The sequence below is a fragment of the Candidatus Accumulibacter sp. ACC005 genome (genome assembly GCF_907163215.1).
In the GTDB taxonomy this organism is placed as follows: domain Bacteria; phylum Pseudomonadota; class Gammaproteobacteria; order Burkholderiales; family Rhodocyclaceae; genus Accumulibacter; species Accumulibacter regalis.
In genome coordinates this window covers 410,366-435,141 of the sequence record NZ_CAJQUB010000001.1, presented here as the reverse complement: position 1 = coordinate 435,141, position 24,776 = coordinate 410,366, and the positions used below count along the sequence as shown (strand labels likewise).

20 protein-coding genes are annotated in these 24,776 nt (G+C 62.9%); 8 read left to right on the top strand and 12 right to left on the bottom strand.

The annotated features are described in order from the left end of the window. The first annotated feature begins 6 nt into the window (after positions 1–6). The 7 genes from QZ613_RS02020 to QZ613_RS01990 all read left to right on the top strand — a co-directional run bounded on the left by QZ613_RS02020 (position 7) and on the right by QZ613_RS01990 (position 7,492). The gene (locus QZ613_RS02020; RefSeq protein ID WP_043564114.1) at positions 7–1,527 is read left to right on the top strand and encodes a fumarate hydratase; all 1,521 of its coding nucleotides are present in this window, start codon (positions 7–9) and stop codon (positions 1,525–1,527) included. Positions 1,528–1,679: 152 nt separating this feature from the next. After that, positions 1,680–2,543, top strand: coding sequence for a glutamate racemase (gene murI, locus QZ613_RS02015; protein ID WP_291866783.1), 864 nt, complete (start codon positions 1,680–1,682; stop codon positions 2,541–2,543). Beyond that, complete coding sequence (locus QZ613_RS02010; protein ID WP_043564116.1) at positions 2,540–3,805, top strand: TIGR03862 family flavoprotein; 1,266 nt, start codon at positions 2,540–2,542, stop codon at positions 3,803–3,805. Before murI ends, QZ613_RS02010 begins: the two co-directional genes overlap by 4 nt. Positions 3,806–3,915: 110 nt before the next feature. Beyond that, positions 3,916–4,743 carry a DUF2189 domain-containing protein gene (locus tag QZ613_RS02005; protein WP_043564119.1) on the top strand — a complete coding sequence of 276 codons (828 nt, stop codon included), beginning with the start codon at positions 3,916–3,918 and terminating at the stop codon, positions 4,741–4,743. Between the two features lie 8 nt (positions 4,744–4,751). After that, the gene (locus QZ613_RS02000; protein ID WP_043564121.1) at positions 4,752–4,964 is read left to right on the top strand and encodes a DUF2788 domain-containing protein; all 213 of its coding nucleotides are present in this window, start codon (positions 4,752–4,754) and stop codon (positions 4,962–4,964) included. 130 nt (positions 4,965–5,094) lie between these two features. Next, positions 5,095–6,741 (top strand): peptide chain release factor 3, encoded by a 1,647-nt coding sequence (locus tag QZ613_RS01995; protein ID WP_043564194.1) that lies wholly within the window; start codon positions 5,095–5,097, stop codon positions 6,739–6,741. 61 nt (positions 6,742–6,802) lie between these two features. After that, positions 6,803–7,492, top strand: a complete 690-nt coding sequence (locus QZ613_RS01990; protein WP_043564123.1) for a YceH family protein — start codon at positions 6,803–6,805, stop codon at positions 7,490–7,492. Positions 7,493–7,506: 14 nt separating this feature from the next. Here the strand turns inward: QZ613_RS01990 and QZ613_RS01985 are convergent, their stop codons facing one another. The 3 genes from QZ613_RS01985 to QZ613_RS01975 form a co-directional block, all read right to left on the bottom strand. After that, a complete protein-coding gene (locus QZ613_RS01985) occupies positions 7,507–8,664 on the bottom strand; it encodes a two-component system response regulator (protein ID WP_291866817.1) in 1,158 nt (385 codons plus the stop codon). Between the two features lie 18 nt (positions 8,665–8,682). Continuing rightward, positions 8,683–12,282, bottom strand: coding sequence for a PAS domain S-box protein (locus QZ613_RS01980; RefSeq protein WP_291981339.1), 3,600 nt, complete (start codon positions 12,280–12,282; stop codon positions 8,683–8,685). A gap of 101 nt (positions 12,283–12,383) precedes the next feature. After that, positions 12,384–13,016: a carbonic anhydrase gene (locus QZ613_RS01975; protein WP_043564126.1), complete on the bottom strand. Its 633-nt coding sequence runs from the start codon at positions 13,014–13,016 to the stop codon at positions 12,384–12,386. Between the two features lie 140 nt (positions 13,017–13,156). Here QZ613_RS01975 and nhaR point away from each other — a divergent pair, with 140 nt between their 5' ends. Beyond that, complete coding sequence (nhaR, locus tag QZ613_RS01970) at positions 13,157–14,089, top strand: transcriptional activator NhaR (RefSeq protein WP_043564128.1); 933 nt, start codon at positions 13,157–13,159, stop codon at positions 14,087–14,089. Between the two features lie 56 nt (positions 14,090–14,145). Here the strand turns inward: nhaR and QZ613_RS01965 are convergent, their stop codons facing one another. From QZ613_RS01965 to nuoG, 9 genes are all read right to left on the bottom strand, one after another. After that, positions 14,146–14,706 (bottom strand): NUDIX hydrolase, encoded by a 561-nt coding sequence (locus QZ613_RS01965; RefSeq protein ID WP_043564130.1) that lies wholly within the window; start codon positions 14,704–14,706, stop codon positions 14,146–14,148. Positions 14,707–14,767: 61 nt separating this feature from the next. Then, positions 14,768–16,240 carry an NADH-quinone oxidoreductase subunit NuoN gene (nuoN, locus tag QZ613_RS01960; protein ID WP_291981354.1) on the bottom strand — a complete coding sequence of 491 codons (1,473 nt, stop codon included), beginning with the start codon at positions 16,238–16,240 and terminating at the stop codon, positions 14,768–14,770. Between the two features lie 27 nt (positions 16,241–16,267). Then, positions 16,268–17,752 (bottom strand): NADH-quinone oxidoreductase subunit M, encoded by a 1,485-nt coding sequence (locus QZ613_RS01955; protein WP_043564132.1) that lies wholly within the window; start codon positions 17,750–17,752, stop codon positions 16,268–16,270. A gap of 23 nt (positions 17,753–17,775) precedes the next feature. After that, positions 17,776–19,851, bottom strand: coding sequence for an NADH-quinone oxidoreductase subunit L (gene nuoL / locus QZ613_RS01950; RefSeq protein WP_043564133.1), 2,076 nt, complete (start codon positions 19,849–19,851; stop codon positions 17,776–17,778). Between the two features lie 2 nt (positions 19,852–19,853). Continuing rightward, a complete protein-coding gene (gene nuoK / locus QZ613_RS01945; RefSeq protein ID WP_042335334.1) occupies positions 19,854–20,159 on the bottom strand; it encodes an NADH-quinone oxidoreductase subunit NuoK in 306 nt (101 codons plus the stop codon). 109 nt (positions 20,160–20,268) lie between these two features. Continuing rightward, on the bottom strand, positions 20,269–20,871 hold the full coding sequence (locus QZ613_RS01940) for an NADH-quinone oxidoreductase subunit J (protein ID WP_043564134.1): 603 nt from the start codon (positions 20,869–20,871) through the stop codon (positions 20,269–20,271). 12 nt (positions 20,872–20,883) lie between these two features. Further along, positions 20,884–21,372, bottom strand: coding sequence for an NADH-quinone oxidoreductase subunit NuoI (gene nuoI, locus QZ613_RS01935; RefSeq protein WP_043564137.1), 489 nt, complete (start codon positions 21,370–21,372; stop codon positions 20,884–20,886). A gap of 10 nt (positions 21,373–21,382) precedes the next feature. After that, complete coding sequence (gene nuoH / locus QZ613_RS01930) at positions 21,383–22,435, bottom strand: NADH-quinone oxidoreductase subunit NuoH (protein WP_291866759.1); 1,053 nt, start codon at positions 22,433–22,435, stop codon at positions 21,383–21,385. Then, positions 22,432–24,768, bottom strand: a complete 2,337-nt coding sequence (nuoG, locus tag QZ613_RS01925; protein ID WP_043564138.1) for an NADH-quinone oxidoreductase subunit NuoG — start codon at positions 24,766–24,768, stop codon at positions 22,432–22,434. The genes nuoH and nuoG overlap by 4 nt, the downstream gene beginning before the upstream one ends. Positions 24,769–24,776: the final 8 nt, after the last annotated feature.

Genomic DNA, 24,776 nt, shown 5'->3' with positions numbered 1-24,776 from the left:
CCTGAAATGACACCCATCAAGCAGGAAGACTTCATCCAGAGCGTCGCCGATGCCTTTCAGTACATCAGCTACTATCACCCCCTGGACTACATCAAGGCGCTCGGCGCCGCTTACGAGCGCGAGCAGAGCCCGGCGGCCAAGGATGCCATCGCCCAGATCCTGACCAACAGTCGGATGTGCGCCGAAGGCCATCGGCCGATCTGCCAGGACACCGGCATCGCAGTGATCTTCCTCAAGGTGGGCATGGATCTCAGATGGGACGCCAAGCTGTCGATCCAGGAAATGTGCAACGAGGGCGTACGGCGGGCCTACAACAACCCCGACAACACGCTGCGCGCTTCGGTGCTTCTCGATCCCGCCGGTGCGCGCAAGAACTCGCGCGACAACACCCCTGCCGTGGTGCATTACGAAGTCGTCCCCGGTGACCACCTGGAAGTGATCTGTGCGGCAAAGGGCGGCGGCTCCGAAAACAAGTCCAAGTTCTACGCGCTCAACCCGTCCGACTCGATCGTCGATTGGGTCCTGAAGACCGTCCCGACGATGGGCGCCGGCTGGTGCCCGCCCGGAATCCTCGGTATCGGCATCGGTGGCACGCCGGAAAAAGCCATGCTGCTGGCCAAGGAGTCGCTGATGGCACCGGTCGACATCCATGAACTGATCGCCCGCGGCGCCAGCAATCGCGTCGAGGAACTCCGCCTCGAACTCTACGAAAAGGTCAATGCCCTGGGGATCGGCGCCCAAGGCCTCGGCGGCCTGACGACCGTCCTCGACGTCAAGATCCTCGACTACCCGACGCACGCTGCCAGCCTGCCGGTGGCGATGATTCCCAACTGTGCGGCGACCCGGCATGCGCACTTCCATCTTGACGGTTCCGGACCGGCAACGCTGACCCCGCCGGACCTCGATCAGTGGCCGAAGGTTAACTGGACGCCGAACACCGAGACCTCGACGCGGGTCAATCTCGACACGCTGACGCCGGCCGAAGTCGCGGCCTGGAAACCGGGCCAGACGCTGTTGCTCAACGGCAAGATGCTGACCGGTCGCGATGCCGCGCACAAACGCATCCAGGACATGCTCGCCAAGGGCGAGCCATTGCCGGTCGACTTCACCAACCGGGTGATCTACTACGTTGGCCCGGTCGATCCGGTCGGCGACGAAGTCGTCGGCCCGGCCGGGCCGACGACGGCGACGCGGATGGACAAGTTCACCGAAATGATGCTCGCGCAGACGGGCCTGATCTCGATGGTCGGCAAGGCCGAACGCGGCCCAAGCGCGATCGAGGCGATCAGAAAGCACAAATCGGCGTATCTGATGGCCGTCGGCGGCGCTGCGTATCTGGTCGCCAAAGGGATCAAGGCGGCCAGGGTTGCCGGATTTGCCGATCTTGGCATGGAGGCCATCTACGAGTTCGAGGTCAAGGACATGCCGGTCACCGTGGCCGTCGATTCGAGCGGCACCTCGGTGCACAATACGGGACCACGGGAATGGCAGGGCAGAATCGGCAAGATCCCGGTCACCGCCGCCTGAACACCCTGACCGGGCACACTGCAAGCCGGCCGCGCGCCGGCTTGCGCCTGTCTGCAGAGAAGAAACGCCTATGAAAGCCACCACCCCCAGCGCTCTCCAGCCCCATGCAGCGACGGCAACGCCCCGTTCTCGCGGTGTTCGTCGCGGCGCGAATGCCGCCTCACGTCCTGGTCGTTGAAATTGCTATCGTCATCGCCAGTGGGTCGCGCGTGGCAGGCGACGACCGGCAAATGATCGGCGTTTTCGACAGCGGTCTCGGCGGGCTGTCGGTACTCGCAGCCATCGCCCATGCACTGCCGCAAGCCGACCTGCTCTACTTCGCCGATACCGCGCACGTTCCCTACGGTGACAAGACCGACGCCTTCATCCGCGAGCGTGTCCTGGCCATCGGCAAGCACCTGGTCGCACAAGGGTGCAGCCTTGTCGTCGTCGCCTGCAATACCGCCACGGCAGCGGCCGTGGCGGCCTTTCGCGAGCTTCTTCCCGCGCTCCCCGTGGTCGGCGTCGAGCCGGGCGTCAAACCAGCCGCGGCGGCGTCACTCAGCGGCCGCATTGCGGTGCTGGCGACGGTATCGACCACGCGCAGCCAACGTCTGGCCGACCTGATCCGCCAGCACGCAGGCGGCGTGCAGGTTGACGTCGTCGCCTGTGATGGCTGGGCAACCCGCGTCGAAACCCTGCATCTCGACGACCCCGGGTTCGCCGCGGAAGCACGCCAGCATCTGGCGCCACTGCTCGCCGCCGGCGCCGACCAGATCGTTCTTGGCTGCACGCACTACGCCTTTTTGCGTCCGGTTCTCGAGCCGCTGGTCGCCCATCAGGCAGCGCTGGTCGACGTCGCTGACGCCGTCGCCCGCCAATGCGTGCGCCTCGCCGGAGCCGCCGCAGTCGGCGGCGGCCACCTGGCGCTGTTCGCCACGGCACACCCGGAACGACTGCAGGCAGCCCTGCCGGCACTCGGCCTGGGCGGCCTGTGCGCTCGCCAGACGCAGGCCGCACGCCTGGCAAGCGCATGACGTCGCCGACCACTTGCGCCGCATCGGCGCGACCCGTCGTGGCCGTCGTCGGCGCCGGTCCAGCCGGCCTGATGGCTGCCGAAGTTCTCGCCAGCGGCGGCGTCAGCGTCGATGTTTACGACGCCATGCCGTCCGCCGGGCGCAAGCTTCTGATGGCTGGCAGGGGCGGTCTGAACATCACCCACGCCGAGCCTGACGAAGACTTTCGCAGCCGCTACGGCGCGCGCCAGAGCGAGATCGCGCCACTGCTCGACGCTTTCGGTCCGGCGGCCCTGCGCGAATGGGTACACCAGCTCGGCCTGACCACCTTTGTCGGCAGCTCAGGGCGCGTTTTCCCGACCGACATGAAAGCTGCGCCACTCCTGCGCGCCTGGCTGCAACGGCTGCGCGCTGCCGGCGTACGCTTTCACGTCCGCCATCGCTGCTGTGGCTGGATGCGGACCGGCGATGGCACACTGCAACTGGCGTTTTCCACCGCGCAGGGCGAACAACGGCCGCAGGTGCAGGCCGTCGTCCTGGCGCTCGGGGGCGGCAGCTGGGCGAGACTCGGCTCGGACGGCAAGTGGTTTGCACTCCTCGAACAAGCAGGGATCGAACTGGCACCGCTGCGGCCGGCCAACTGCGGCTTCGAGGCCGCCTGGAGCCAACACCTGCGCGAGCGTTTTGCCGGCCAGCCGATCAAGGCCGTCAGCGCGTCTTTGCTCGACGCCAATGGCGTCGAGCATCGCCGACGCGGCGAGTTCATGCTCACCGCGACCGGAGTCGAAGGTGGCCTGATCTACGCCCTGTCGGCGGTCCTGCGCGACACCATCGAGGCGGCCGGAAGCGCGACCCTGCACCTCGACCTGCTCCCCGAGCACGACGCGGCCCGCGTCCTTGCCGAAGTCGGGCGAGCACGCGGCTCGCGCTCGCTGGCCAGCCATCTGCAAAGCCGTCTGCACCTCAAGGGCGCCAAGGTTGCGCTGCTACGCGAATGCCTGGCCGCCGACGCGTTTGCCGATCCGGCGCAACTCGCGGCGACAATCAAAGTCCTGCCGCTGCGCCTGCTCGCCACCCGCCCGCTCGACGAAGCCATCAGCAGCGCCGGCGGCGTCTGCTTCGCAGCGCTTGACGAGCGGCTGATGCTCAAGAAGCTTCCGGGCGTTTTCTGTGCCGGCGAAATGCTCGACTGGGAAGCACCGACCGGCGGCTATCTGCTCACCGCCTGCCTGGCCAGCGGACACGCGGCCGGCCGCGGGGTGCGCGCCTGGCTGAGAAACTGAGGGCAACCGCGCAGGTCGGCAATATGGGCGGCTTCACCAGTCCGCGCGGGCTCGCCAAGAGCGCCGCAGTGCACTAGACTCTCTCCTTGGATGACCAACCCGTGAAGCTCATGCCCTCTCCCCCGGCCGAGACCTCTGCGCTGCAACCGCAGGTGCTCGTGGTTCCCCTGACCGCTCCCGTGCAGTGGCTGATCCTGGGCTGGCGCGACTTGCTGCGTTGCGGCTGCTTGAGTCTGGCACACGGCTTCTTTCTGGCGGCTTTCGGCCTTGCGCTGATGGCCACGGCCTACCAGCATTTCTGGCTGCTGGCCGGTGCCTTCTCGGGCTTTCTGGTCGTGGCCCCAGTCCTGGCCACCAGTCTGTACGCCATGAGTCGGGCCGTCGAGCATGGCGGCACCATCGGCTGGCAGCTGCTGCGGGACACCTGGCTGAGCTGGCAGCAATCGCGCTTCATGGAGTCAGGCGGGTATTGGTGCCTGGTCCGCTTCGGTCTGCTGCTGGCCCTGGCCGGTACGGGATGGGTGGTCACCTCGGCGGCTCTGATCACGCTGCTCGCTCCGGCGCCGATCAACGCGCCACTGGACTTCCTGCGTCATGTCGTCTTGAGCAGGGACAACTTCCTCTTCGAGACCTGGCTGGCCATGGGGGGCATACTTGCCGCGCCGATCTTTGCCTCGAGCATTGTCTCGATGCCCCTGCTCCTCGACCGGCGCAGCAACCTGCTGATGGCCGTCCTGACGAGCTGGCGCGTGGTTCTCGCCAACCCTGGCCCGATGGCACTCTGGGCGGCGCTGATCATGACTCTGGTGCTGATCAGTTTCGCGACGCTCATGCTCGGCCTGATCGTGCTCATTCCCCTGTTGGGCCACGCCAGCTGGCACGCGTACCGCGCCCTGGTCGATGCCAGTGCCCTGCCGGAACGTCCGCGAGCTCGGTGAACGATCCCATGTTCGGATTTTCCGAAGAACAGATTGCAGCTTTTGGCCTTTCCGTCGGGCTCGGCTCGTTCATGCTCTACATGCTGTTCATCGTCGGACAGCTGGCGTGGGAATCGAAGGCCGGCAAGCTCGGAACTTTCGTGATTTTCCTGGGACTGGCCTTCGGAATGCTTGGCTTCGTCGCCAAATACCTCATTCAGTGGGCGCTCAACATCGAGTGAGTGGCAAGGAGCGGCGCGGTTCCAGCAGGCGCCGAGTCTTGCTATAGTGTTCGGCCTGCGCACCGCCAGCGGGTCAGCCTTCATCTTCCCGACCGGCGGCTTTTGTTTTCCTGCCGCCGAAAGCTTCCCGATGAGCACCACCGCCAGCGAATCACCGCACGATAGCCGCACCGACAACCCCTTTCCGCCAGACATCCAGCGTGATGTCGCCAAGCGGCGGACCTTTGCGATTATTTCCCACCCGGACGCCGGCAAGACGACGCTCACCGAAAAGCTGCTGCTTTTCGGTGGCGCGATCCAGCTCGCGGGGACGGTAAAGGGGCGCAAGAGCGCTCGCCATGCCACCTCCGACTGGATGGAGGTCGAGAAGCAACGCGGCATTTCGGTGACCAGTTCGGTGATGCAGTTCGAGTACCACGGGCACACCGTGAACCTGCTCGACACGCCGGGCCACGAGGATTTCTCCGAAGACACCTACCGCGTCCTGACCGCCGTCGACGCCGCCGTGATGGTCATCGACGCAGCCAAGGGTGTCGAGGCGCAGACGATCAAGCTGCTCAATGTCTGCCGCATGCGCGACACGCCAATCATCACCTTCGTGAACAAGCTCGACCGCGAAGTCCGCGAGCCCTTCGAACTGCTCGAGGAAATCGAATCGGTGCTGGGCATCGAATGCGCACCGATCACCTGGCCGATCGGCATGGGCAAGACTTTTCGCGGCGTCTATCACCTGCTCAACGACCGCCTGCTGCACTTCGCGGCTGGCCAGGAGAGACGCAGCGAATCGGAGCGCCTCGACGGACTCGACAACCCGCTCCTCGACGCGCAGTTCCCCGCCGAAGTGGCCAAGCTGCGCGAGGATGTCGAGCTGATTCAGGGAGCGAGCGGCCCCTTCGAACTCGCCGGTTTCCTCGCCGGCCGCCAGTCACCGGTCTTTTTCGGCTCGGCGATCAACAACTTTGGCGTCCAGGAGATCCTCGAAGCGCTGCTCGACTGGGCGCCGCCGCCGCAGGAACGCAACGGTGGTGAGCGCCTGGTGCAACCCGCTGAAGCGGAATTCAGCGGCTTCGTGTTCAAGATCCAGGCCAACATGGACCCCAAGCACCGCGACCGGATCGCTTTTTTCCGCGTCTGCTCGGGTCGCTACACTCCGGGAATGAAGGTCAAACACGTGCGCCTGGACCGCGAGATAAAACTGGCCAACGTACTCACCTTCATGGCCAACGAACGTCTGCTCATGGAGGACGCTGTCGCCGGCGACATCATCGGCATCCATAACCACGGCAACCTGCACATCGGCGACTGCCTGAGCGAAGGCGAGGCACTGGCTTTCAAGGGCATCCCCTACTTCTCGCCGGAGCTCTTCCGGGTAGCGCGCTTGCGCGACCCGCTGAAAAGCAAGCAGTTGCAGAAAGGCCTGCAGGAACTCGGTGAGGAAGGCGCGATCCAGGTCTTCGAGAACCTCGGCAGCGGCGCGCTGCTGCTCGGTGCCGTCGGCACGCTGCAGTTCGAAGTCGTCGCCCAGCGCCTGCAGACCGAGTACAAGGTTGATGCGATCTTTGAATCAGCGGACATCTACACCGCCCGCTGGCTGACCTTCCCCGACGACAATACGCGCCGCAATTTCGAGCGCGAGCAGTTGCACCGTATGGCCAAGGACGTCGACGGCAATGCGGTGTACCTGGCCAGTACGCGCTACAACCTCGAGGTGACCCGCGAGAAGTGGCCCGGGGTCGCTTTCCACAGTTCGCGCGAACACGGGCAGCTGCTCACTTGAGCGCCTCATTCCCTGCCGCATGGCAGCCGCGCGACCCACGCGACCGAAAATGGAGCCCGTCATGGCGCAAGCATCCGAACCCCTGCAAGACCTGAAGTTCCTCGAAGCGCGCATCCTCGGGGTGTTGATCGAAAAGGAAAAGACAACACCCGACGCCTATCCGCTGACGCTGAACAGCTTGAGCGCCGGTTGCAACCAGAAAACCGCGCGCGATCCAGTGATCAGCGCCAGCGACAGCGAGCTGCAGGCGACCCTCGAGGAACTGCGCAGTCGCCTGCTGGTGCTCGAAACCTACGGTGCCTCCGGCCGCGTGCTGCGTTACGCGCAGAATTTCGCCAAGGTATACGGCCTGCCGACGGCCGGCGTCACCCTGCTGGCCATGCTGATGCTGCGTGGCGCGCAAACGGTCAGCGAGTTGCGCGCCAACAGCGAACGCCTGTACCGCTTCGACGATGCCTCGTCGGTGGAAGCGTATCTCGAGGAACTGGCGGCGCGCAGCAGCGGCGCGCTGGTCTGCCGACTGCCCAAGCAGCCGGGTTCACGCGAACATCGCTGGGTGCACCTGCTCTGCGGAGCGCCAGCCCAGTCGGGCGCAGCGGAGGCGACAGCTGCGGAAAAGACGAACACGGAACTTGAAGAGAGGGTGGCGCGACTGGAAAGCGAGGTCGCTGAACTGCGCGCGGCCATCCAGGCCCTGGGGGGCGCAACAGGCGCCGCTCCAGCGTCGCCAGCGACAGCGGCGGAGCCCTGAGCGAGCAGCGCGTGTCAGGCCTGGTCGGCGACGGCCTGCGCCAGAAACTCGATTTTCTTCTGGTAGTCGCGGTCGGAATCCGGATAGAGCTGCGCAATTTCACGAAACTCGTCCTGAATCTCGATAAAGGCGTCGACCATGTCCGGGTCGAAGTGGCTGCCACGACCCTCGACGATGATCTGCGCCGCTTTCTCATGCGGCAGCCGCTCCTTGTAGACCCGCCGACTGATCAGCGCGTCATAGACGTCGGCGATGGCCATCAGCCGAGCGGAGACCGGAATACTGTCACCGACCCGCGCTTCCGGATAGCCGCTGCCATCCCATTTTTCCTGATGACAGAGGGCAATCTCCTTGGCAATGGTGAGAAACTCGACCTGCGTGCCGAGCCAGTCCTCGGCGAGCTGGATGGCATCCCTGCCGAGCAGGGTGTGGTTCTTCATGATTTCCAGCTCGTGCGGCTCGTAGCGACCCGGCTTCAACAAGATGCGGTCGGGGATGCCGACTTTGCCGATGTCATGGAGGGGCGCCGACTTGAATAGCGTCTTGATGTTCTCCTCGGTGAGGAAGCTCGAGAAGCGCGGATGCGGCCGCAGCTTTTCCGCCAAGGCCTTGACGTAGCGCTGTGTACGCAGGATGTGCTTGCCGGTTTCGGCGTCACGGGTCTCCGCCAGCGACGCCAGCGCCAGGATGGTCACGTCCTGCACCGCCTCGAGTTCGCGGGTCCGCCGGGCCACCTCGGCGGTCAGGAAGTCGTTCTGGTCGCGCAGGAAGTCGGCACTGGCCTTCAGCGTCAGCTGCGTCGCCACGCGTGCGAGCAGGATCGGCGCGCTGATCGGCTTGGTGATGTAGTCGGCGGCACCGAGTTCGAGCCCCTTCTGCTCGTCCTCGGGCTCGGACTTTGCGGTCAGGAAAATGACCGGAATGTTGTGCGTGCGGGCGTTGGCCTTGAGGCGCCGACAAACCTCGTACCCGTCAATGTCCGGCATCATGACGTCGAGGAGGATCAGGTCAGGAGGGGTCGCCGATGCCGCAATCTGGAGTCCCTTCGCGCCGTTGTTGGCAACTTTGACCTTGTAGGTAGTCTTGAGCAGCGCCGACATCAGCGCCAGATTGTCCGGCGTGTCGTCGACCACCAGGACGGTGGCCTTGTCGTTGAAGCGGAGAACATCCATATCCATCACCCGTCTCGTTCAAACTGCGATTCCGGCAGCTGCGGACGCTGTCCGCAGCGCCGCCAGACCGGCTTCGTAGTCGTAGGCGTGCACAGCGAGGTCGATCGCCGGGTAGCTGGCGCCAAAGGCCGCGCGTAGCGTCGCGGCCTCGGCATCGAGAAGATCGCTCGCTTCCGAGTCACTGTCCACCAGCAAAGCCGAGAGCTTGCCACAGACCTGCTGCAAGCGCACCTGGTCAACAGCTGTCGCCCTCTCGCCAGGCACTTCGCCGGGCCGCTTCGACGCCTGCTCGTTGATCGGAGCCAGTCGCGCCTCGAGCAGCGGCGAGGAGAGCGCGGGCTGCTCCCGGCCGACCCCGCCACCCAGCAGGCGGCTGACGGTGTCGGCGAGCAGGGAGGCGGTGACCGGTTTGCGAAGAACCTCGCGGATACCGACCTCGGCCGCGCGCTTGACCAGATCATCGGACGAGTCGGCACTGACCAGGACGAGCTGTGGCGGGGGTGTCAGCTGCAGGGCAAGAATCCTGCCGGCGGTCGCCAGACCATTCAGACCGGGCATCTGCCAGTCGAGAAAGACGATCTGGTAGGCGTCGCTGGCTGCGCTACGCCGCAGTTCGGCAAGCGCGTCGTCTCCGCAAGCCAGCGTGGCCACGACAAACCCCATGCGCATCAGCAGGTCGCGAAGTACCGCAGCGGCGCTTTGCCTGTCGTCGACCACCAGTACGCGCCGGCCCGGTGTCGGTGCGACCACGGCGCCCAACGTTTCTTGGGCGCAACGGCCCAGCCGTGCTGTAAACCAGAAGGTCGAACCCTTGCCGTACTCGCTGTTGACGCCCACTTCACCGTCCATCAGTTCGGCAAGCCTCTTGGAAATCGCCAGACCGAGGCCGGTCCCGCCAAAGCGACGGGTGGTCGAACTATCGGCTTGCGAAAAACTCTCGAACAGGCGTGACATCTGCTCCCTGGTCAAGCCGATGCCGGTATCTCTGACGGCGAAATGGAGGAGCAGGCTTTGCTCGTCACTGTCGCGAACGCTGACCGCAACCTCGACCTCGCCCTGGGTGGTGAACTTGAGCGCATTGTTGGTGTAGTTGATGAGGATCTGCCCCAGGCGCAAGGAGTCGCCGACAAGCAGCGACGGAACCGACGGCTCGATGGCGATGACCAGTTCCACCCCCTTGGCCTTGGCCTTGCCAAGCAGCAGGTCGAGGACGTGTTCGAGGACGTCTTCGAGCGCGAACTCGGCGCGCTCGATTCTCAGCTTGCCGGCCTCAACCTTGGAAAAATCGAGAATGTCGTTGACGATCCCCAGCAGGTGCTGCCCGGAATCCTGTATTGTCTTGGCGTAGTCACGCTGGCGCGGGCTCAGTTCGGTCCTGGCGAGCAGGTGCGACATGCCGATGATGGCGTTCATCGGCGTGCGAATTTCATGGCTCATGTTGGCCAGAAAACCCGTTTTCATGCGCACCGTCTCGTCTGCCAACGCTCGCGAACGCTGCATCGCCTCGGCGGCCTCGCGTTCCTTGCTCACATCCTCGAACATCCAGACCGTTCCCTGCGCCAGCGAACCCGCGTCGACCGCTCGTCCGCTGATCCGGCACCAGAAGCGCGATCCGTCCTTGCGCTGCAGTTCGATCACCCGCGTCAGGATGTCGCCACGCATCAGCTCGCCGTTGAAGGCGCCGTTGGCAAGCGGGTAGGCGCCTTCCGGAACGCAAAGCGTCGTCCGCTGAGCGATCAACTCGTCCGGCGCGTAGCCGAGCAATTCCCCCAGCCTCCGGTTGACGTTGACGAAAGCGCGCTTCTTGATGAATGCGATCCCCAGGCTGGCGGTTTCGAAAATCGCCGTCTGCTCGTCGTGGGCCCGGCGGATACGCGCTTCGGCAGCGCGGCGCTCGGTAATGTCGCGAAAGACGATGACCGTACCGACCACAGCATCCGCTTTGTGAAACGGCGTCGTCGTGTACTCGACAGTCAGCGGTGTTCCATCCTTGCGCCAGAGAACCTCGTTGTCCACCTGGCGTGCCTGCCCATCCTGCGCGGTCAGATGCATCGGACAACAGGCGTAGGGGAAGGCACGGCCATCAGGATAGGCGTAGTGCACCATCTCGTGGAATGGCTGGCGGAAAAGCTGTGCGGCACTGTAGCCGAGCAGGCGGAGGACCGCCGGGTTGGCAAAAACAAGCCGGCCATCGCCGTCGAGGCCGAGAATCCCGTCGCTCACCGAACCGAGGATCAGGCGGCTGTGCTCCTCCATCGCGGCCAGTTCGGCAGCCTGCTTTTCCAGCTGTTCGGCCTGTTCTTGGGTGGCCTCGAGGAGGCGTTCGGTACGCGTGTTGCGTTCGATGATTTCCAGGTTCATCGCCACGATCGGCAGCAGGCCGTCGAGCACCGCCCGCTCGTCATCGCTGAAGCTGCGCGATGACGCGAGTTCGATCACCGCCAGCGCTCGCTCGGCGCGCATCACCGGCGCCAGAAGAATCGCTTTGATGGGTGCCTCGCCAAGGCCCGAACGAATGCGCAGATAGGCTTCGGGCGGGTCGCTGATCACCCGCAGGCGACCGGAGCTGGCACATTGTCCGACCAGCCCTTCGCCGAGCGAAATCACGGCCCGCTCCTGGTGGCGGTCGACACCGTAAGTGGCGATCATTTTCAAGGTCTGCCGCGTCTCGGTGACGATGAAGAAGGCGCCCTGCGCGGCGCCCAGCAATGGCGTCAGGCCAGCCATGAGTTTCTGACCAAGATCGGTAAAGCTCGTCGCCGGTCGTAGCTCTCCGGAAATGGCAGCGATGTTGGTCCTGATCCAGCGTTGCGCCGCCATCCCCTGATAGGCACTCGTCAGCGTGGCCACGCAGCGCGCGATCTCGCCGATCTCGTTTTGCTGATCCTGACAGGGAATGACCTGCGTCCGTTGGCCCTGCGCCAGGCGGGTGATACTGTCACCCAGGCGCCGCAGGGGCCGCGTAATGGATTCAGCGAGGGTCCATGCGGCACCCAGAAAGAGGGCCAGACAGGCGAGAAGCAGGTAGAGGGCTGCTGGCCGTTGGCGCTCATGAACCTCAGCGGACAGCACCTCCATCGCCAGGATTTCGGCCGACGCTGCTGCGCCAATCCGGTCAAGTTGTTGGCTCAGAAGCAGCACGGAATTCCTCGCCGCCGGGGCCAGCCTGCCTGGCCCGGCACTCGGCATGCCAGTGCTCTTCGGCCGTTCGAGCATGGCGGCTCGATCGGCGACACTTTGTCGATAGTACGTTTCGGCCCGCGAAACGTCCTCCTCGTCGCCCGCGTGCAAGGTGCGCAACTGGCGCAAGCCTTCGACGAAGCGGCTGTCGCTGACGGCCAGTTCCTGGTCGAGCGCGGCGCGCGCGACGGCGCTCTCGGCACCGATCAGCTCGCGCAACAGCACCTGCATGGACAACAGCTGGTAGCCAAGCTCCCTAACCGTAGCGATCGTCGCGTGGCGCTGCTGCTGGAGGCGGGCGTTGACCTGATCAAGGTGCTGCACGCCCGGATACATCGACAGCGCGACGGCCAGCAGCGCGACGACCGCCGCGGCCGTCAAGGCGAACAGGCGGCGAGAAACGGTCAACCGTTCAAGATAGGCCGTAAGACTCGTCAAAGGAGCTCCGACAAAATGTCATAGCGATCGCGAGACGCTAATTCTACTTTGTCGGAGGCCACTCGGGCAGAATGCCGAACGCATTCTGGCGGGCTGACCGGCTAGCTTGACGAGGGCGCCTCGAAGGCGTTGCTCAAGGGATCATAGTGCAGCAGGACGCCGGCTGCGAGGTCGAAATACCAGCCGTGCAAGTGAACACTGCCGGCCTGCACGCGCTCGGCGATCCACGGATAGGTGAGCAGATTCTCGAGCGAGACGAGGATGCCCGCCTGCTCGCAAGCGCGGTCTTGCAACTCCGGTGATTTCGACGGCAATTCGGCTTGCACGCGTTCCCGCGCACGCTCCGCGATGCTGACCCACTTGCCGATGAACTCCGTCTCCGACGCAAGACCCTGCATCAGGGCGTGGATGCCGCCACAGCGGGCATGACCAAGGACGATGATGTGCTCCACCTGGAGCGAAAGGACGGCGAACTCAAGCGCCGCCGGCACGCTGGCGAAGTCACCGCCGGGATGATAGGGAGGCACCAGATTGGCGACGTTGCGCACGACAAAGACATCGCCGGGTTCGGCACCGGTCAGCAATGCCGGGTCCACCCGGGAATCGGCGCAGGCGACGATCAGCGTCTTGGGGCTCTGACCCAGCGTGAGTTGTTCGAACAGCTCACGCTCTTCACCGAAGTATTTCTCTTGAAAACGTTCGAATCCGGCGATGAATCGGGCAATGTCTTTCATAAAGTGTTCCTGGTGACTGGTTGCGGATGATGTGATGGGGCGTGCTCGGTCAGGAGGTAAGTTTACGCTTTCGCCAACACCAAGGAAATTCGATTATCCTTTGGGGTATGTTCGATGCCAGCGAATGAAAGAGGACGGCGATGCTCAACTACCGGCACCTGCATTATTTCTGGAGCGTCGCGAAATGCGGGGGCATCACGCGCGCCAGCGAGCGCCTGCACCTCACTCCGCAAACCCTCTCCGGACAACTCGGTCAATTCGAACAGCAGCTTGGCAGGCCATTGTTTCGGCGCGTCGGGCGGCGCATGGAGTTGACCGAGACGGGAGAGTTGGCGCTGTCCTACGCAGAGGAGATGTTCCAGGTCGGTGCGGAGCTCGAGGAGATGTTGAGCAGGCGTCCGGAGCAGCGCCGCCTCCCGTTTCGCGTCGGCATCGCCGACGCGGTGCCGAAGACCATCGCCCACCGCCTGCTGTCGCCAGCGCTGAGCCTGCCCGAGCCGGTGCGGCTGCTTTGCCGTGCGGACCGGCTCGACCGCCTGTTGGCGGAACTGGCCATTCACCGCCTGGACATGGTTTTGGCCGACCGTCCACTGCCGGCAAACATGGACGTCAAGGGCTACAGCCATCCGCTTGGGCAGTGTGGCGTTGCCTTTCTCGCTGCGCCAAACCTGGCAGCACAGTTGAGCGGCAGCTTCCCCGCCAAGCTCGACGGCGCGCCGCTATTGCTTCCCGGCGAGGACAGCGCCCTGCGGACCCCACTCCTGCGCTGGCTGGAACGTCAGAAAGTGCGGCCGCGCATCGTCGGCGAATTCGACGACAGCGCCCTGATGAAGGCGTTCGGCCACAGCGGCCGGGGGATCTTTCCGGCTCCGGCGGCCCGCGCCCGTGAGGTCGAACGCCAGTACGGCACGATCACTCTTGGCCAGACCGACGACGTTCAGGAACGCTTCTTCGCCATTTCCGTGGAAAGACTACTGACCCACCCCGCCGTCGTTGCGGTCAGCGAGGGCGCGCGGCGTGGCCTCCTTGGTGACGAGGCGAACGACGGGGAGGCAGCCCCTTGCAGCGAATGACGCAGGGACACAGCGGCAGGCGAGCCGCTGCCCAAACGGACGATTGAAGCGGCGCTTCACCAGCCCGCGAGAATGGCCTTTTCGGCCCAGAATAGACCGGTGATCGTTTTGGCGTCAGTGATTTCGCCGCTCTTGACGGCGGCCAGGGCGTCGTCCAGGGAGAGGCTGAGGACGTCCATGAACTCGCCGCTGTCCAGGTTCTGCTCGCCTTGGCGGCGAACGCCGCGGGCCAGAAAAATCTCGATGCGCTCGTCCGAATAGCCGACGCAGGGATGCATCACTCCGAGATAGCGCCACTCGGCGGCCTGGTGCCCGGTTTCCTCAAGCAACTCGCGGCTGGCAGTCTCGAGGATGGCCTCGCCGGGATCGATCTTGCCCGCCGGTAATTCCAGGATCGAGCGCCGCAGGGGATAACGGTGCTGGCGAACGAGCAGCAGGTGGCCGTCGTCCAACTGCGCAATGACGACCACGGCCCCCTGGTGGCGAACGTATTCGCGCTGGCACTCTTCGCCGTCGGGCAAGCGCACCCGGTCAAGGCGTACGTCGAGCAGACGGCCACGAAAGACCTGCGTGCTCTCGAGCGGCTCTTCGCGCAGGTGTGGATAATCGTCTTGCATTCGGAAACTCCCAATGAAAACGCCCCGGCGGGCGGGGCGTTGCGGTCAAAGTATGTGGTTCTCAGAGCGAGCGCAGAAGCGCGAAGGCGCAAAGCGACATCAGGGCCTGCGGGAAGATTCCCAGCACGGCAACCGCCAGTCCGTTGGCCGACATCAGGATCTTCATGTCGAGCGGCGCATGGATCGGAGCGGTATTGGTCGGCGGATCGAAGTACATGATCTTGACCACCCGCAGATAGTAGAAGCAGCCGATCAGCGAGAAGAGCACGGCGACGACGGCGAGCCAAAGATAGCCGGCGGCAACGACCGCTTGCAGAACCGAGAACTTGGCGAAGAAGCCGACAAAAAATGGGATTCCCGCCATCGAGAACATCATCATCATCATTACCGCGGCGAACCACGGACTGCGCTTGTTGAGCCCCTTGAAGTTGTCTATCTGATCCGATTCGAGACCGCCACGGGCGAGCAGCAGAATCATGCCGAAGGTCCCGGCGCTGGTCAGCACGTAGGTAATGACATAGAACATCGACGAGCTATAGGCGTTGAGGGCGAAACGCGCGTCACCACCGACGACGCCGGTCACCAGCCCGAGAAGCATGAAGCCCATGTGCGAGATGGCTGAATAGGCGAGCATGCGCTTCAGGTTGGTCTGCGCGATGGCGGCGATGTTGCCGATAGCCATCGACAGGACGGACAGCAGAATCAGCATCGTCTGCCAGTCCTGCGCCAGAACGACCAGGCCGTTGACCAGCATCCGCATGACAATCGCAAAGGCTGCGAGCTTCGGCGCGGTGGCGATGAGCAGAGCGACGGCCGTTGGGGCGCCATGATAGACGTCGGGGATCCACATGTGAAAGGGAACGACGCCGAGCTTGAAGGCGATTCCAGAGACCAGAAAAACGAGACCGAAGACAAGAATCGACTTGTTCGCCTGACCCATGTACAGGCGTTCGGCAACCGCCGTGATCTCGAGCGTGCCGGTCGCCCCATAGATCATCGACATCCCGTACAGGAGCAGGCCGGAAGCAAGGGCTCCGAGCACGAAGTACTTCATGGCGGCCTCGGTAGCCGGCACCGAGTCACGATTCATCGCCACCAGGGCGTAAAGCGACAGCGAGAGGAGTTCGAGACCGATATAGACGGTCAGGAAATGGTTCGCCGAGATCATCACCATCATGCCAAGGGTGGCAAACAGGGCCAGCACGTAGTACTCGCTGCGCGCCATCTGCTCACGCTCGAGGATGTAGTCGCGCGAATAGAAGAGGACGATGATGACGGTCAGGTAGACCAGCAGTTTCAACAGGTCGCCCATAAGGTCGCCGACATACATGTTGCTGAACGTGTAGCCGATCTCGCCGGAACTGGTGGCGAAGGTAACCACGGCCGCTCCGACCAGCGTCAGCTGAGTGGCGACGAAGATCACCGTCCGCTTTCGGTCCTTGACGAACAGGTCCACTATCAGGATCACGCAAGCCATCAACAACATGAAGATCTCCGCGCTCGCGAGGCGAAGGTCAGGTATCTGGAACTGCATTTCGGCAAGAGTCATAGCGGCTACCAATTATTGGATCTTGCTGAGAGCGACGTGACGCAGCAGCTCATTGACCGAGCTGTGCATGACTTCAGTAAAGGGCTGCGGATAGAGACCCATGCCCAGCGCGCCAGCGGCGAACAACACGAAAATCAGGAACTCCCGGCCGTTGATGTCGGTAAGTTCGGCAACGTGATGGTTGGCGACCGCGCCAAAAACCACCCGCTTGTACATCCACAGGGTGTACGCGGCGCCAACGATCATCGTCGTGGCCGCGGCGAAGGCGACCCAGAAGTTGTAATCGACGGCCGCCAGAATGACCATGAATTCGCCGACGAAACCCGACGTGGCCGGAAGCCCGGCGTTGGCCATCGCAAAAAGCATGAAGAAGGCGGCGAATTTGGGCATCGAATTGACCACCCCGCCGTAGTCGGCAATCTGTCGCGAGTGGGCACGATCGTACATGACGCCGATGGCGAAGAACATCGCGCCGGACACGAAACCGTGCGAGATCATCTGTACCAGCGCCCCTTCAACCCCGAGTGCGCTGAACATGAAGAAGCCGAGGGTAACGAAGCCCATGTGCGCGATCGACGAATAGGCAACCAGCTTTTTCATGTCTTCCTGGACCAGGGCGACGAAGCCGATGTAGATGATCGCGATCAGCGATAGCGCGATGACCAGCCCGGAAAGTTCGTGCGAGGCGTCAGGGGCGATGGGTAGCGAAAAACGCAGGAAACCGTAGGCGCCCAGCTTCAGGGCGATCGCAGCCAGAACGATCGAGCCTCCGGTCGGCGCTTCGACGTGCGCGTCCGGCAGCCAGGTATGCACTGGCCACATCGGCACCTTGACGGCGAACGCGACCAGGAAGGCGAGGAAAAGCCAGGTCTGTGCGGTCAGGCCGAGCGGCAACTTGTGCCAGTCGAGTATCGAGAAACTGCCACCGGACTCGATGAAGAGATAGAGCAGCGCGATCAGGAACAGGAGCGACCCCATGAGGGTGAACAGGAAGAACTTGAACGCCGCATAAACCCGGTTGGAACCGCCCCAGATACCGATGATCAGGTACAGGGGAATCAGCGAAGCTTCGAAGAAGACGTAGAACAGAACGCCATCCAGCGAGGAAAAGATACCGTTCAACAGGCCGGACATGATCAGGAAGCCGGCGTTGTACTGTGCGACCCGGCTATCGATGACCTGCCAGCCGGCAAGAATCACGGTCACCGTGATGAAGCTGTTGAGGAGCACGAAGAGCACCGAGATGCCGTCGACGCCGAGATGATAATTGACGTTGAAACGGGGAATCCAGCTGTGCAGTTCGACGAACTGCATCGCCGGCGTATTCAGGTCAAAGCCCGTATACAGCGGAATGGTGACCAGCAGGCCGGCGACAGCGCCGAGCAGGGCGAGCATCCGTGCGAGGGGCGCATTGCGATCGGCACCGGTCGCCAGGACTGCAAAACCGGCAAGGATCGGTACCCAGATGGCAAGCGAGAGAAGCGGCGTGGCTAACATATCGTTCCCAGTCTTTGTCTAGCTCAAGCGCGCGTGACCCACAGGGTCATCAAGACGAACACGCCGATAATCATCGTAAAAGCATAGTGGTAAATATGGCCGGTCTGGAAAAAGCGGGCCAGGGTCGCGAACCAGCTGACCAGGCGGACAGCGCCGTTGACGATCATTCCGTCGATGACTCCAGCGTCACCGCCCTTCCACAGTCCCCGCCCGAGCAAGCGAGCGCCCCCGGCGAAGACCACCTCGTTGAACCTGTCGAAATAGTACTTGTTGTCGAGCAGCGTATACAGCGCGCCAAAGCGGGCCTTGATCGCCACGGGAATATCCGGACGTTTCATATAGAGGTACCAGGCCGTGACAACACCGGAAAGCGCCAGCCAGAAGACGGCAGTGGTCAGCGCGTGCGTCGCCATGGCAAAGGCACCGTGGAAATGATGGGCAAGCTCCTTCATCACCGGATGCGCTTCGCTGTCCACGAAGATCGCGCCTTTGAAAAAGTCGCCAAACAACATCGGTTCAATCGTCATGAAGCCGATGATCGCCGAGGGGATGGCGAGCAGGATCAGCGGCAGGGTGACCACCCACGGTGTCTCGTGCGGCTTCTGGCCCGGTGCCAGACCGTGATGCTCCTCGCCATGCGCCTCGTCGTGATGGGTATCGTCGTCGTGGTGCTCGTCCTTGGCGTGGCTGGTCGCGTGGCTGGCGTGATGATCCCCGTGCGCGGCCGCTTTGCCGAAGCGCTCTTCACCGTGAAAGACCAGGAAGTACATGCGGAACGAGTAGAGCGCAGTGACAAAGACACTCGCCATCACCGCAAAGTAGGCAAAGCCGGAACCGGGGATGTGCGATAGGGCCACCGCCTCGATGATCGAGTCCTTGGAGTAGAAGCCGGCAAAGAAAGGCGTCCCGATCAGCGCCAGCGAGCCGACGAGCGAGGTAATCCAGGTAATTGGCATGTACTTGCGCAGGCCGCCCATGTTGCGGATGTCCTGGTCGTGATGCATGCCGATGATCACCGAACCCGCGGCCAGGAACAGCAGGGCCTTGAAGAAGGCGTGCGTCATGAGGTGGAAAATCGCCACCGAGTAGGCCGAAGCGCCAAGTGCGACGGTCATGTAGCCCAGCTGCGACAGCGTCGAATAGGCGACGACCCGCTTGATGTCATTCTGGATGACACCGAGGAAGCCCATGAACAGCGCCGTGATCGCGCCGATGACGATGACGAATGACAGCGCGGTGTCGGACAACTCGAACAGCGGCGACATGCGCGCGACCATGAAGATGCCGGCGGTGACCATGGTCGCCGCGTGGATCAGCGCGGAAATCGGCGTCGGGCCTTCCATGGAGTCCGGCAGCCAGACATGTAGCGGTACCTGTGCCGACTTGCCCATGGCACCGATGAACAGCAGAATGCAGACGGCCGTCATCAGCGCCACGGCACTGCCCTCCCCGAACAGCGGGATCGTCGTCGCGGCAAGCGCGGACGCCTTGGCGAAGACGGCAGCATAGTCGAGAGTGCCGAAGTGGCTGAGTATCAGGCCGATGCCGAGGATGAAACCGAAGTCGCCGACGCGGTTGACCAGGAAGGCCTTCATGTTCGCGAAAATCGCCGTCGGCCGGGTGTACCAGAAACCGATCAGCAGATAGGAAACCAGGCCGACAGCCTCCCAACCAAAGAACAGCTGCATGAAGTTGTTGCTCATCACGAGCATCAGCATGGAGAAGGTAAACAGCGAGATGTAACTGAAGAAGCGGTTGTAGCCGGGATCGTCCTGCATGTAGCCAATGGTGTAGATGTGCACCATCAAGGAGACGAAGGTGACCACCAGCATCATGGTGACCGTCAATGGGTCGATCAGGAAACCGACCTCGAAGTGATAGTCGCCGGAGGTAAGCCAGCGGTATACCGGACCGTTGAAGGTATTGCCGGCGAGCACGTCCTTGAAGATCACGTAGGAGGCGATGAAGGCGATGGCCACGCCGGCGATGGTCACCGTGTGCGCCACCCAGCGCGGGATCACGCGACAGAGGAGACCGGCGATGATGGCCCCGAAAAGGGGAGCCAGCGGAACGAGCAGGTAGAGCTTTTGCATTTCCATGTTCAACCCTTCAGGCTGTCCAGATCATCCACGTGGATGGTCTTCAGGTTGCGGAACAGCACCACCAGAATCGCCAGCCCGATTGCCGCCTCGGCGGCCGCAACAGTCAGGATGAAGAAGACGAATACCTGCCCGGCAAGGTCCTGCATGAAGTGCGAGAAAGCGATGAAGTTCATATTCACCGCCAGCAGCATCAGCTCGATCGACATCAGGATGATGATCAGATTCTTGCGGTTGAGAAAGATGCCAACGACGCTGATCGCGAACATGATCGCGCCCAGGATCAAAAAATGGGACAGTGTAAGCAAGGTGCCTCCCTGATTCCTTCTGCTCGGGGTAGCACGTTTTACGCTACCCGCTCTTATTCTCAGTCTTGTGGTGGTTGCGCCAGCGGCGCGTTTCGTCCGTTCATTGCGTTCAGTCTCGCTTCTCCGCCGGCATCTGCAGGACACGAAGGCGGTCCGCGGCCTTGACGAAGACCTGCTGCGATGGATTGACCGACTTGTTCTTGCGCTTGCCGCGCTGTGTCAGCGCCACCGCGGCGACGATGCCGACGAGCAGGATCACCGACGCCAGTTCGAAGGGGTAGACGTATTGGGTAAAAATCAGGCGGCCGATCGCCTTGACGTTGCTGGCCTCGGCGCTGGCCTGCGGAACACTGCTTTCGAGCAGGCCGAGGTAGTTACCACCAAGGATCAAGGCCATCTCGGCGACCATCAGCAAGGCAATGATCGAGCCCAGCGGCAAGTAGCTCCAGAAGCCTTCACGCAGACGATCGAGGTTGATGTCGAGCATCATCACCACGAAGAGAAAGAGCACCATCACCGCCCCGACGTAGATCAGGATCAGCGCTATGGCCAGGAACTCGGCCTGCAAGAGCATCCAGACGCCGCTTGCCGAGAAGAAGGCTAGGACGAGGAACAGCGCCGCATGCACCGGATTGCGCGAGGTGATCACACGCAGTCCGGCGAACACCAGGATCGCCGAGAAAAAGTAGAAAACGAAGGTCTTGAATTCCATCGCGTGGGCCTGTTAGCGGTATTTCGAGTCGAGTTCGCGGTCAGCGGCGATCTGCTCTTCGTAGCGGTCACCATTGGCCAGCAACATCGGCTTGGTGTAGTAGAGATCACCGCGCGTTTCTCCGTGATACTCGTAGATCCGGGTCTCGACAATGGCGTCGACCGGGCAGGCCTCCTCGCAGAAACCGCAGAAAATGCACTTGGTCAGATCGATGTCGTAGCGTGTCGTCCGCCTCGAATCGTCCTCGCGCTGTTCGGACTCAATGGTGATCGCCAGCGCCGGGCAAACGGCTTCGCACAACTTGCAGGCGATGCAGCGCTCCTCGCCGTTGGGATAGCGACGCAGCGCGTGCAGGCCGCGGAAGCGGAAGCTTTGTGGCGTTTTTTCTTCCGGGTACTGGACGGTGATCTTGCGCGCGAACATGTAGCGCCCGGTCACCGACATGCCCTTGAACAACTCCCTGAGCAGGAGGCTGTTGAAAATTTCCTTCATCGAACCCATGACTAGCCTCTCACTTCCAGATGTTCAACGGCGACATCATCCAGCAGCCGACCACCACCAACCAGATCAGGCACAGCGGGATGAACACCTTCCAGCCCAGACGCATGATCTGGTCGTAGCGATAGCGGGGGAAGGTGGCGCGAATCCAGAGGAAGAAAAACAAGACCGCGGCGATCTTGACGAACAGCCACAGGAGACCGTCGGGCAGGAAGCCGACCGGCGACAACCAGCCGCCGAGAAACAGCAGCGAGGTGAGTGTCGAGACCAGAATCATGTTCGCGTATTCGGCCAGGAAGAAGACCGCAAACGCCATTCCCGAGTACTCGCAGTGGAAACCGACGATCTCCGACTCACCTTCGGCCATATCGAACGGCGCACGGTTGGTTTCGGCGACGATAGACACCAGATAGACGGCAAACATCGGCAGCAGCGGCAACCAGTTCCACGACAGGAAGCCAAGGCCGTAGTCGGCAAAGATGCCCTTGCCCTGACTGTGCACGATATCGCCGAGGTTGAGGCTATTGGAAACCATCAGCACGACGACCAGCGCCAGGCCCATCGAAATTTCGTACGAGATCATCTGCGCAGCCGAGCGCATACCGCCGAGGAAAGCGTACTTGGAATTGGACGCCCAGCCGGCCAGGATGATCCCGTAGACGCCGATCGAGGTGACCGACATGATGTACAGCAGGCTGGCGTTGACATTGGCCAGCACCAGCGTGTCGTTGAACGGCACCACTGCCCAGGCAGCCAGCGCCGGCGCAAAGGCGAACATCGGCGCAATCAGAAAGACGCTCTTGTCCGAACCGGTCGGGATGAGAACTTCCTTGAGCAGAAGCTTGACGCCGTCGGCAATCGGCTGGATAAGTCCCCACGGACCGACCCGGTTGGGTCCGATGCGGACCTGCATCCAGCCAATCACTTTTCTTTCCCAAAAGGTCAGGTAAGCCACGCAGAGCAGCAGTGGCGCAATGATCAGAACGATCTTGAGCAGCACCCAGACCAATGGGAAAACCGATCCGAACAGACCTTGCAGAAACACCTGCAGCGCATCAACCATCATGCACGCTCCACGTTGATCGCGCCGAACATCTCACCCAGCGCAGCAGTCGAAACATGCGCCGCGGCCACCCGAACACAGCCCGCCGGCACCGTTGCATCGGCCTTGGCCATCAGTACGGCCTCGCCGCTCCCCTGCCGGACACGTACCGAGGCACCGTCGCTGACCGCCAGCGCCTGCAGCGTCTCGACGCACATGCGAGCGCTTGGAGCCAGCGCGTCGCGGGTCTTCTGAAGTGCTGCAGCACGACGAGCGAGCGGATCGGCGGAATAGATCGGCACTTCGGCGACTCGTTGCAGACCTCCGGGGGTACTGGTCAGCGACCAGGAAACGCAGGGAACGGCACTGACCTGGGTGCTCAGGCCGTCGACAAAGTCTTTACCCGCGGGGACGATTTCGTCACGCACCTGTTCGCTTGAGTCATAGTCGAAGCCGGGCACCGCCAGCAAAGTTCCGAGAACGCGCAGGACCTTCCAGCCGGGGCGGGCGTCACCGAGAGGACGGACAACGCCGTTAAAACTCTGCACGCGGCCTTCGCAGTTGACGAACGTTCCCGAGGTTTCGGTAAACGGGGCGATGGGCAGCAAGACGTCGGCGTACTCTGCCGCGGCGCCGTCGGCGAAGGGCGTCAGCATGACCACCAGGGCAGCCTGTTTCAGCGCCGCCAACGCCTGTTGCGGATCGTGGCAGTCGAGCTCTGGCTCGACCCCGTGCAGGAGATAGGCCTGGCGCGGCTGGGCGAACATTTGGTGGGCATTCAGCGCCGTCGGCAGGGCCTTGGCAATGTAGCCGCCAACACTGTTGGCAGCTTCGCCGATAAATCCGCAACTGGCGCCGGTAAGCCGCGACAGTTCGTTGGCCAGAGCATGCAGCTGCGCCGCCTGCGGATGCTGTTCAGCGACGTTGCCGAGGAAGATCGCGCCCTTCTCGCCTTCGATCAGGCTGCTGGCGATGGCCTGGCTGCTGGCGCAGGGGGCGACGGACTCAAGGCCCTCGGGCACCGCCTCGCTCTTCAATTGTGCGGCCGCCTTGACGATCTTGGCCAGGGCCGCAGGCAGGTCGGCAGGACTCACCGTCAGCTGCGTGTGCAACTTGATCAAGGGATCGTCGGCACTGACCGACAGCAGGCTCACCTTGCCCCATTTCTTGCCCAGCTGACGCAAACGCTGTGCGAACAGCGGGTGGTCCTTGCGCAGGAAGCTGCCGATCACCAGGGCCGCGTCCAGGTCCTTGATCTCGGCAAGCCGAAGACCCAGCCAGGGGGTTCCGCCAAGCTTGCCGTCGGCGCTGAAGTCGCGCCGCCGAGGCCGGAAATCGACGCTCCCGGAGCCCAGGCCGCGAATCAACTTCTGCAGCAGATAGAGCTCTTCAAGAGTGGCATGCGGCGATGCCAGCGCGGCCAGGGACTCGCCGCCATGACTGGCGGCAATATCCTTGAGCGCGTGCGCCACATAGTCCAGGGCGACGTTCCACTCGACTTCGCGCAGCGCGCCATCGACACGAATCATCGGCCGAGTCAGCCGTGCCGGCGAATTGAGCGCCTCGTAGGAGAAGCGTTCCTTGTCCGAGATCCAGCACTCATTGACCTCTTCGTTCTCACGCGGCAGGACGCGCATGACGACGTTGTTCTTGATCTGCAGCGCGAGGTTGGCACCGATACTATCGTGCGGACTGACCGACTTGCGCCGTGATAACTCCCAACTGCGTGCGGAATAGCGGAACGGTTTCGAGGTCAGCGCACCGACCGGACAAAGGTCGATCATGTTGCCGGACAGCTCGGAATCGATCGAGCGCCCGACGAAGGTCATGATCTCGGCGTGCATGTTGCGGTTGGCCATGCCGAGTTCCATGACCCCGGCGATTTCCTGCCCGAAACGAACGCAGCGCGTACAGTGGATGCAGCGCGCCATTTCCTGCATCGAAATCAGTGGGCCGACATCCTTGTGGAAAACGACCCGCTTGCCTTCCTGAAAACGTGACGCACTGCCGCCGTAACCGACTGCCAGATCCTGCAGCTGGCACTCGCCACCCTGATCGCAGATAGGGCAATCGAGCGGGTGGTTGATCAGGAGGAACTCCATCACGCCCTTCTGGGCCGTCACCGCCAGCTCGGAATGGGTGAACACCTTCATGCCGTTGGTCACCGGCGTTGCGCAGGCCGGCAAGGGCTTCGGGGCTTTCTCGACCTGGACCAAGCACATCCGGCAGTTCGCCGCGATCGACAGCTTCTTGTGATAGCAGAAATGCGGGATATAGGCGCCAAGCTGCTGTGCGGCGTCCATGATGGTGCTGCCATCCGGCACCTGCGCGACCTTGCCGTCGATTTCGATTTCCATCGTCTGGG

Excerpts from the sequence above, each read along its gene's own strand:
- nuoH (WP_291866759.1), bottom strand. The coding sequence starts at position 22,435 with ATGATGGTTGATGCGCTGCAGGTGTTTCTGCAAGGTCTGTTCGGATCG.
- QZ613_RS01975 (WP_043564126.1), bottom strand. The coding sequence starts at position 13,016 with ATGAAAGACATTGCCCGATTCATCGCCGGATTCGAACGTTTTCAAGAG.
- QZ613_RS02020 (WP_043564114.1), top strand. The coding sequence starts at position 7 with ATGACACCCATCAAGCAGGAAGACTTCATCCAGAGCGTCGCCGATGCC.
- murI (WP_291866783.1), top strand. The coding sequence starts at position 1,680 with ATGCCGCCTCACGTCCTGGTCGTTGAAATTGCTATCGTCATCGCCAGT.
- QZ613_RS02005 (WP_043564119.1), top strand. The coding sequence starts at position 3,916 with ATGCCCTCTCCCCCGGCCGAGACCTCTGCGCTGCAACCGCAGGTGCTC.
- nuoG (WP_043564138.1), bottom strand. The coding sequence starts at position 24,768 with ATGGAAATCGAAATCGACGGCAAGGTCGCGCAGGTGCCGGATGGCAGC.
- QZ613_RS01995 (WP_043564194.1), top strand. The coding sequence starts at position 5,095 with ATGAGCACCACCGCCAGCGAATCACCGCACGATAGCCGCACCGACAAC.
- QZ613_RS01990 (WP_043564123.1), top strand. The coding sequence starts at position 6,803 with ATGGCGCAAGCATCCGAACCCCTGCAAGACCTGAAGTTCCTCGAAGCG.
- QZ613_RS02010 (WP_043564116.1), top strand. The coding sequence starts at position 2,540 with ATGACGTCGCCGACCACTTGCGCCGCATCGGCGCGACCCGTCGTGGCC.
- QZ613_RS01985 (WP_291866817.1), bottom strand. The coding sequence starts at position 8,664 with ATGGATGTTCTCCGCTTCAACGACAAGGCCACCGTCCTGGTGGTCGAC.
- QZ613_RS01940 (WP_043564134.1), bottom strand. The coding sequence starts at position 20,871 with ATGGAATTCAAGACCTTCGTTTTCTACTTTTTCTCGGCGATCCTGGTG.
- nuoI (WP_043564137.1), bottom strand. The coding sequence starts at position 21,372 with ATGGGTTCGATGAAGGAAATTTTCAACAGCCTCCTGCTCAGGGAGTTG.
- nuoN (WP_291981354.1), bottom strand. The coding sequence starts at position 16,240 with ATGCAGTTCCAGATACCTGACCTTCGCCTCGCGAGCGCGGAGATCTTC.
- QZ613_RS01955 (WP_043564132.1), bottom strand. The coding sequence starts at position 17,752 with ATGTTAGCCACGCCGCTTCTCTCGCTTGCCATCTGGGTACCGATCCTT.
- QZ613_RS02000 (WP_043564121.1), top strand. The coding sequence starts at position 4,752 with ATGTTCGGATTTTCCGAAGAACAGATTGCAGCTTTTGGCCTTTCCGTC.
- nuoL (WP_043564133.1), bottom strand. The coding sequence starts at position 19,851 with ATGGAAATGCAAAAGCTCTACCTGCTCGTTCCGCTGGCTCCCCTTTTC.
- nhaR (WP_043564128.1), top strand. The coding sequence starts at position 13,157 with ATGCTCAACTACCGGCACCTGCATTATTTCTGGAGCGTCGCGAAATGC.
- QZ613_RS01965 (WP_043564130.1), bottom strand. The coding sequence starts at position 14,706 with ATGCAAGACGATTATCCACACCTGCGCGAAGAGCCGCTCGAGAGCACG.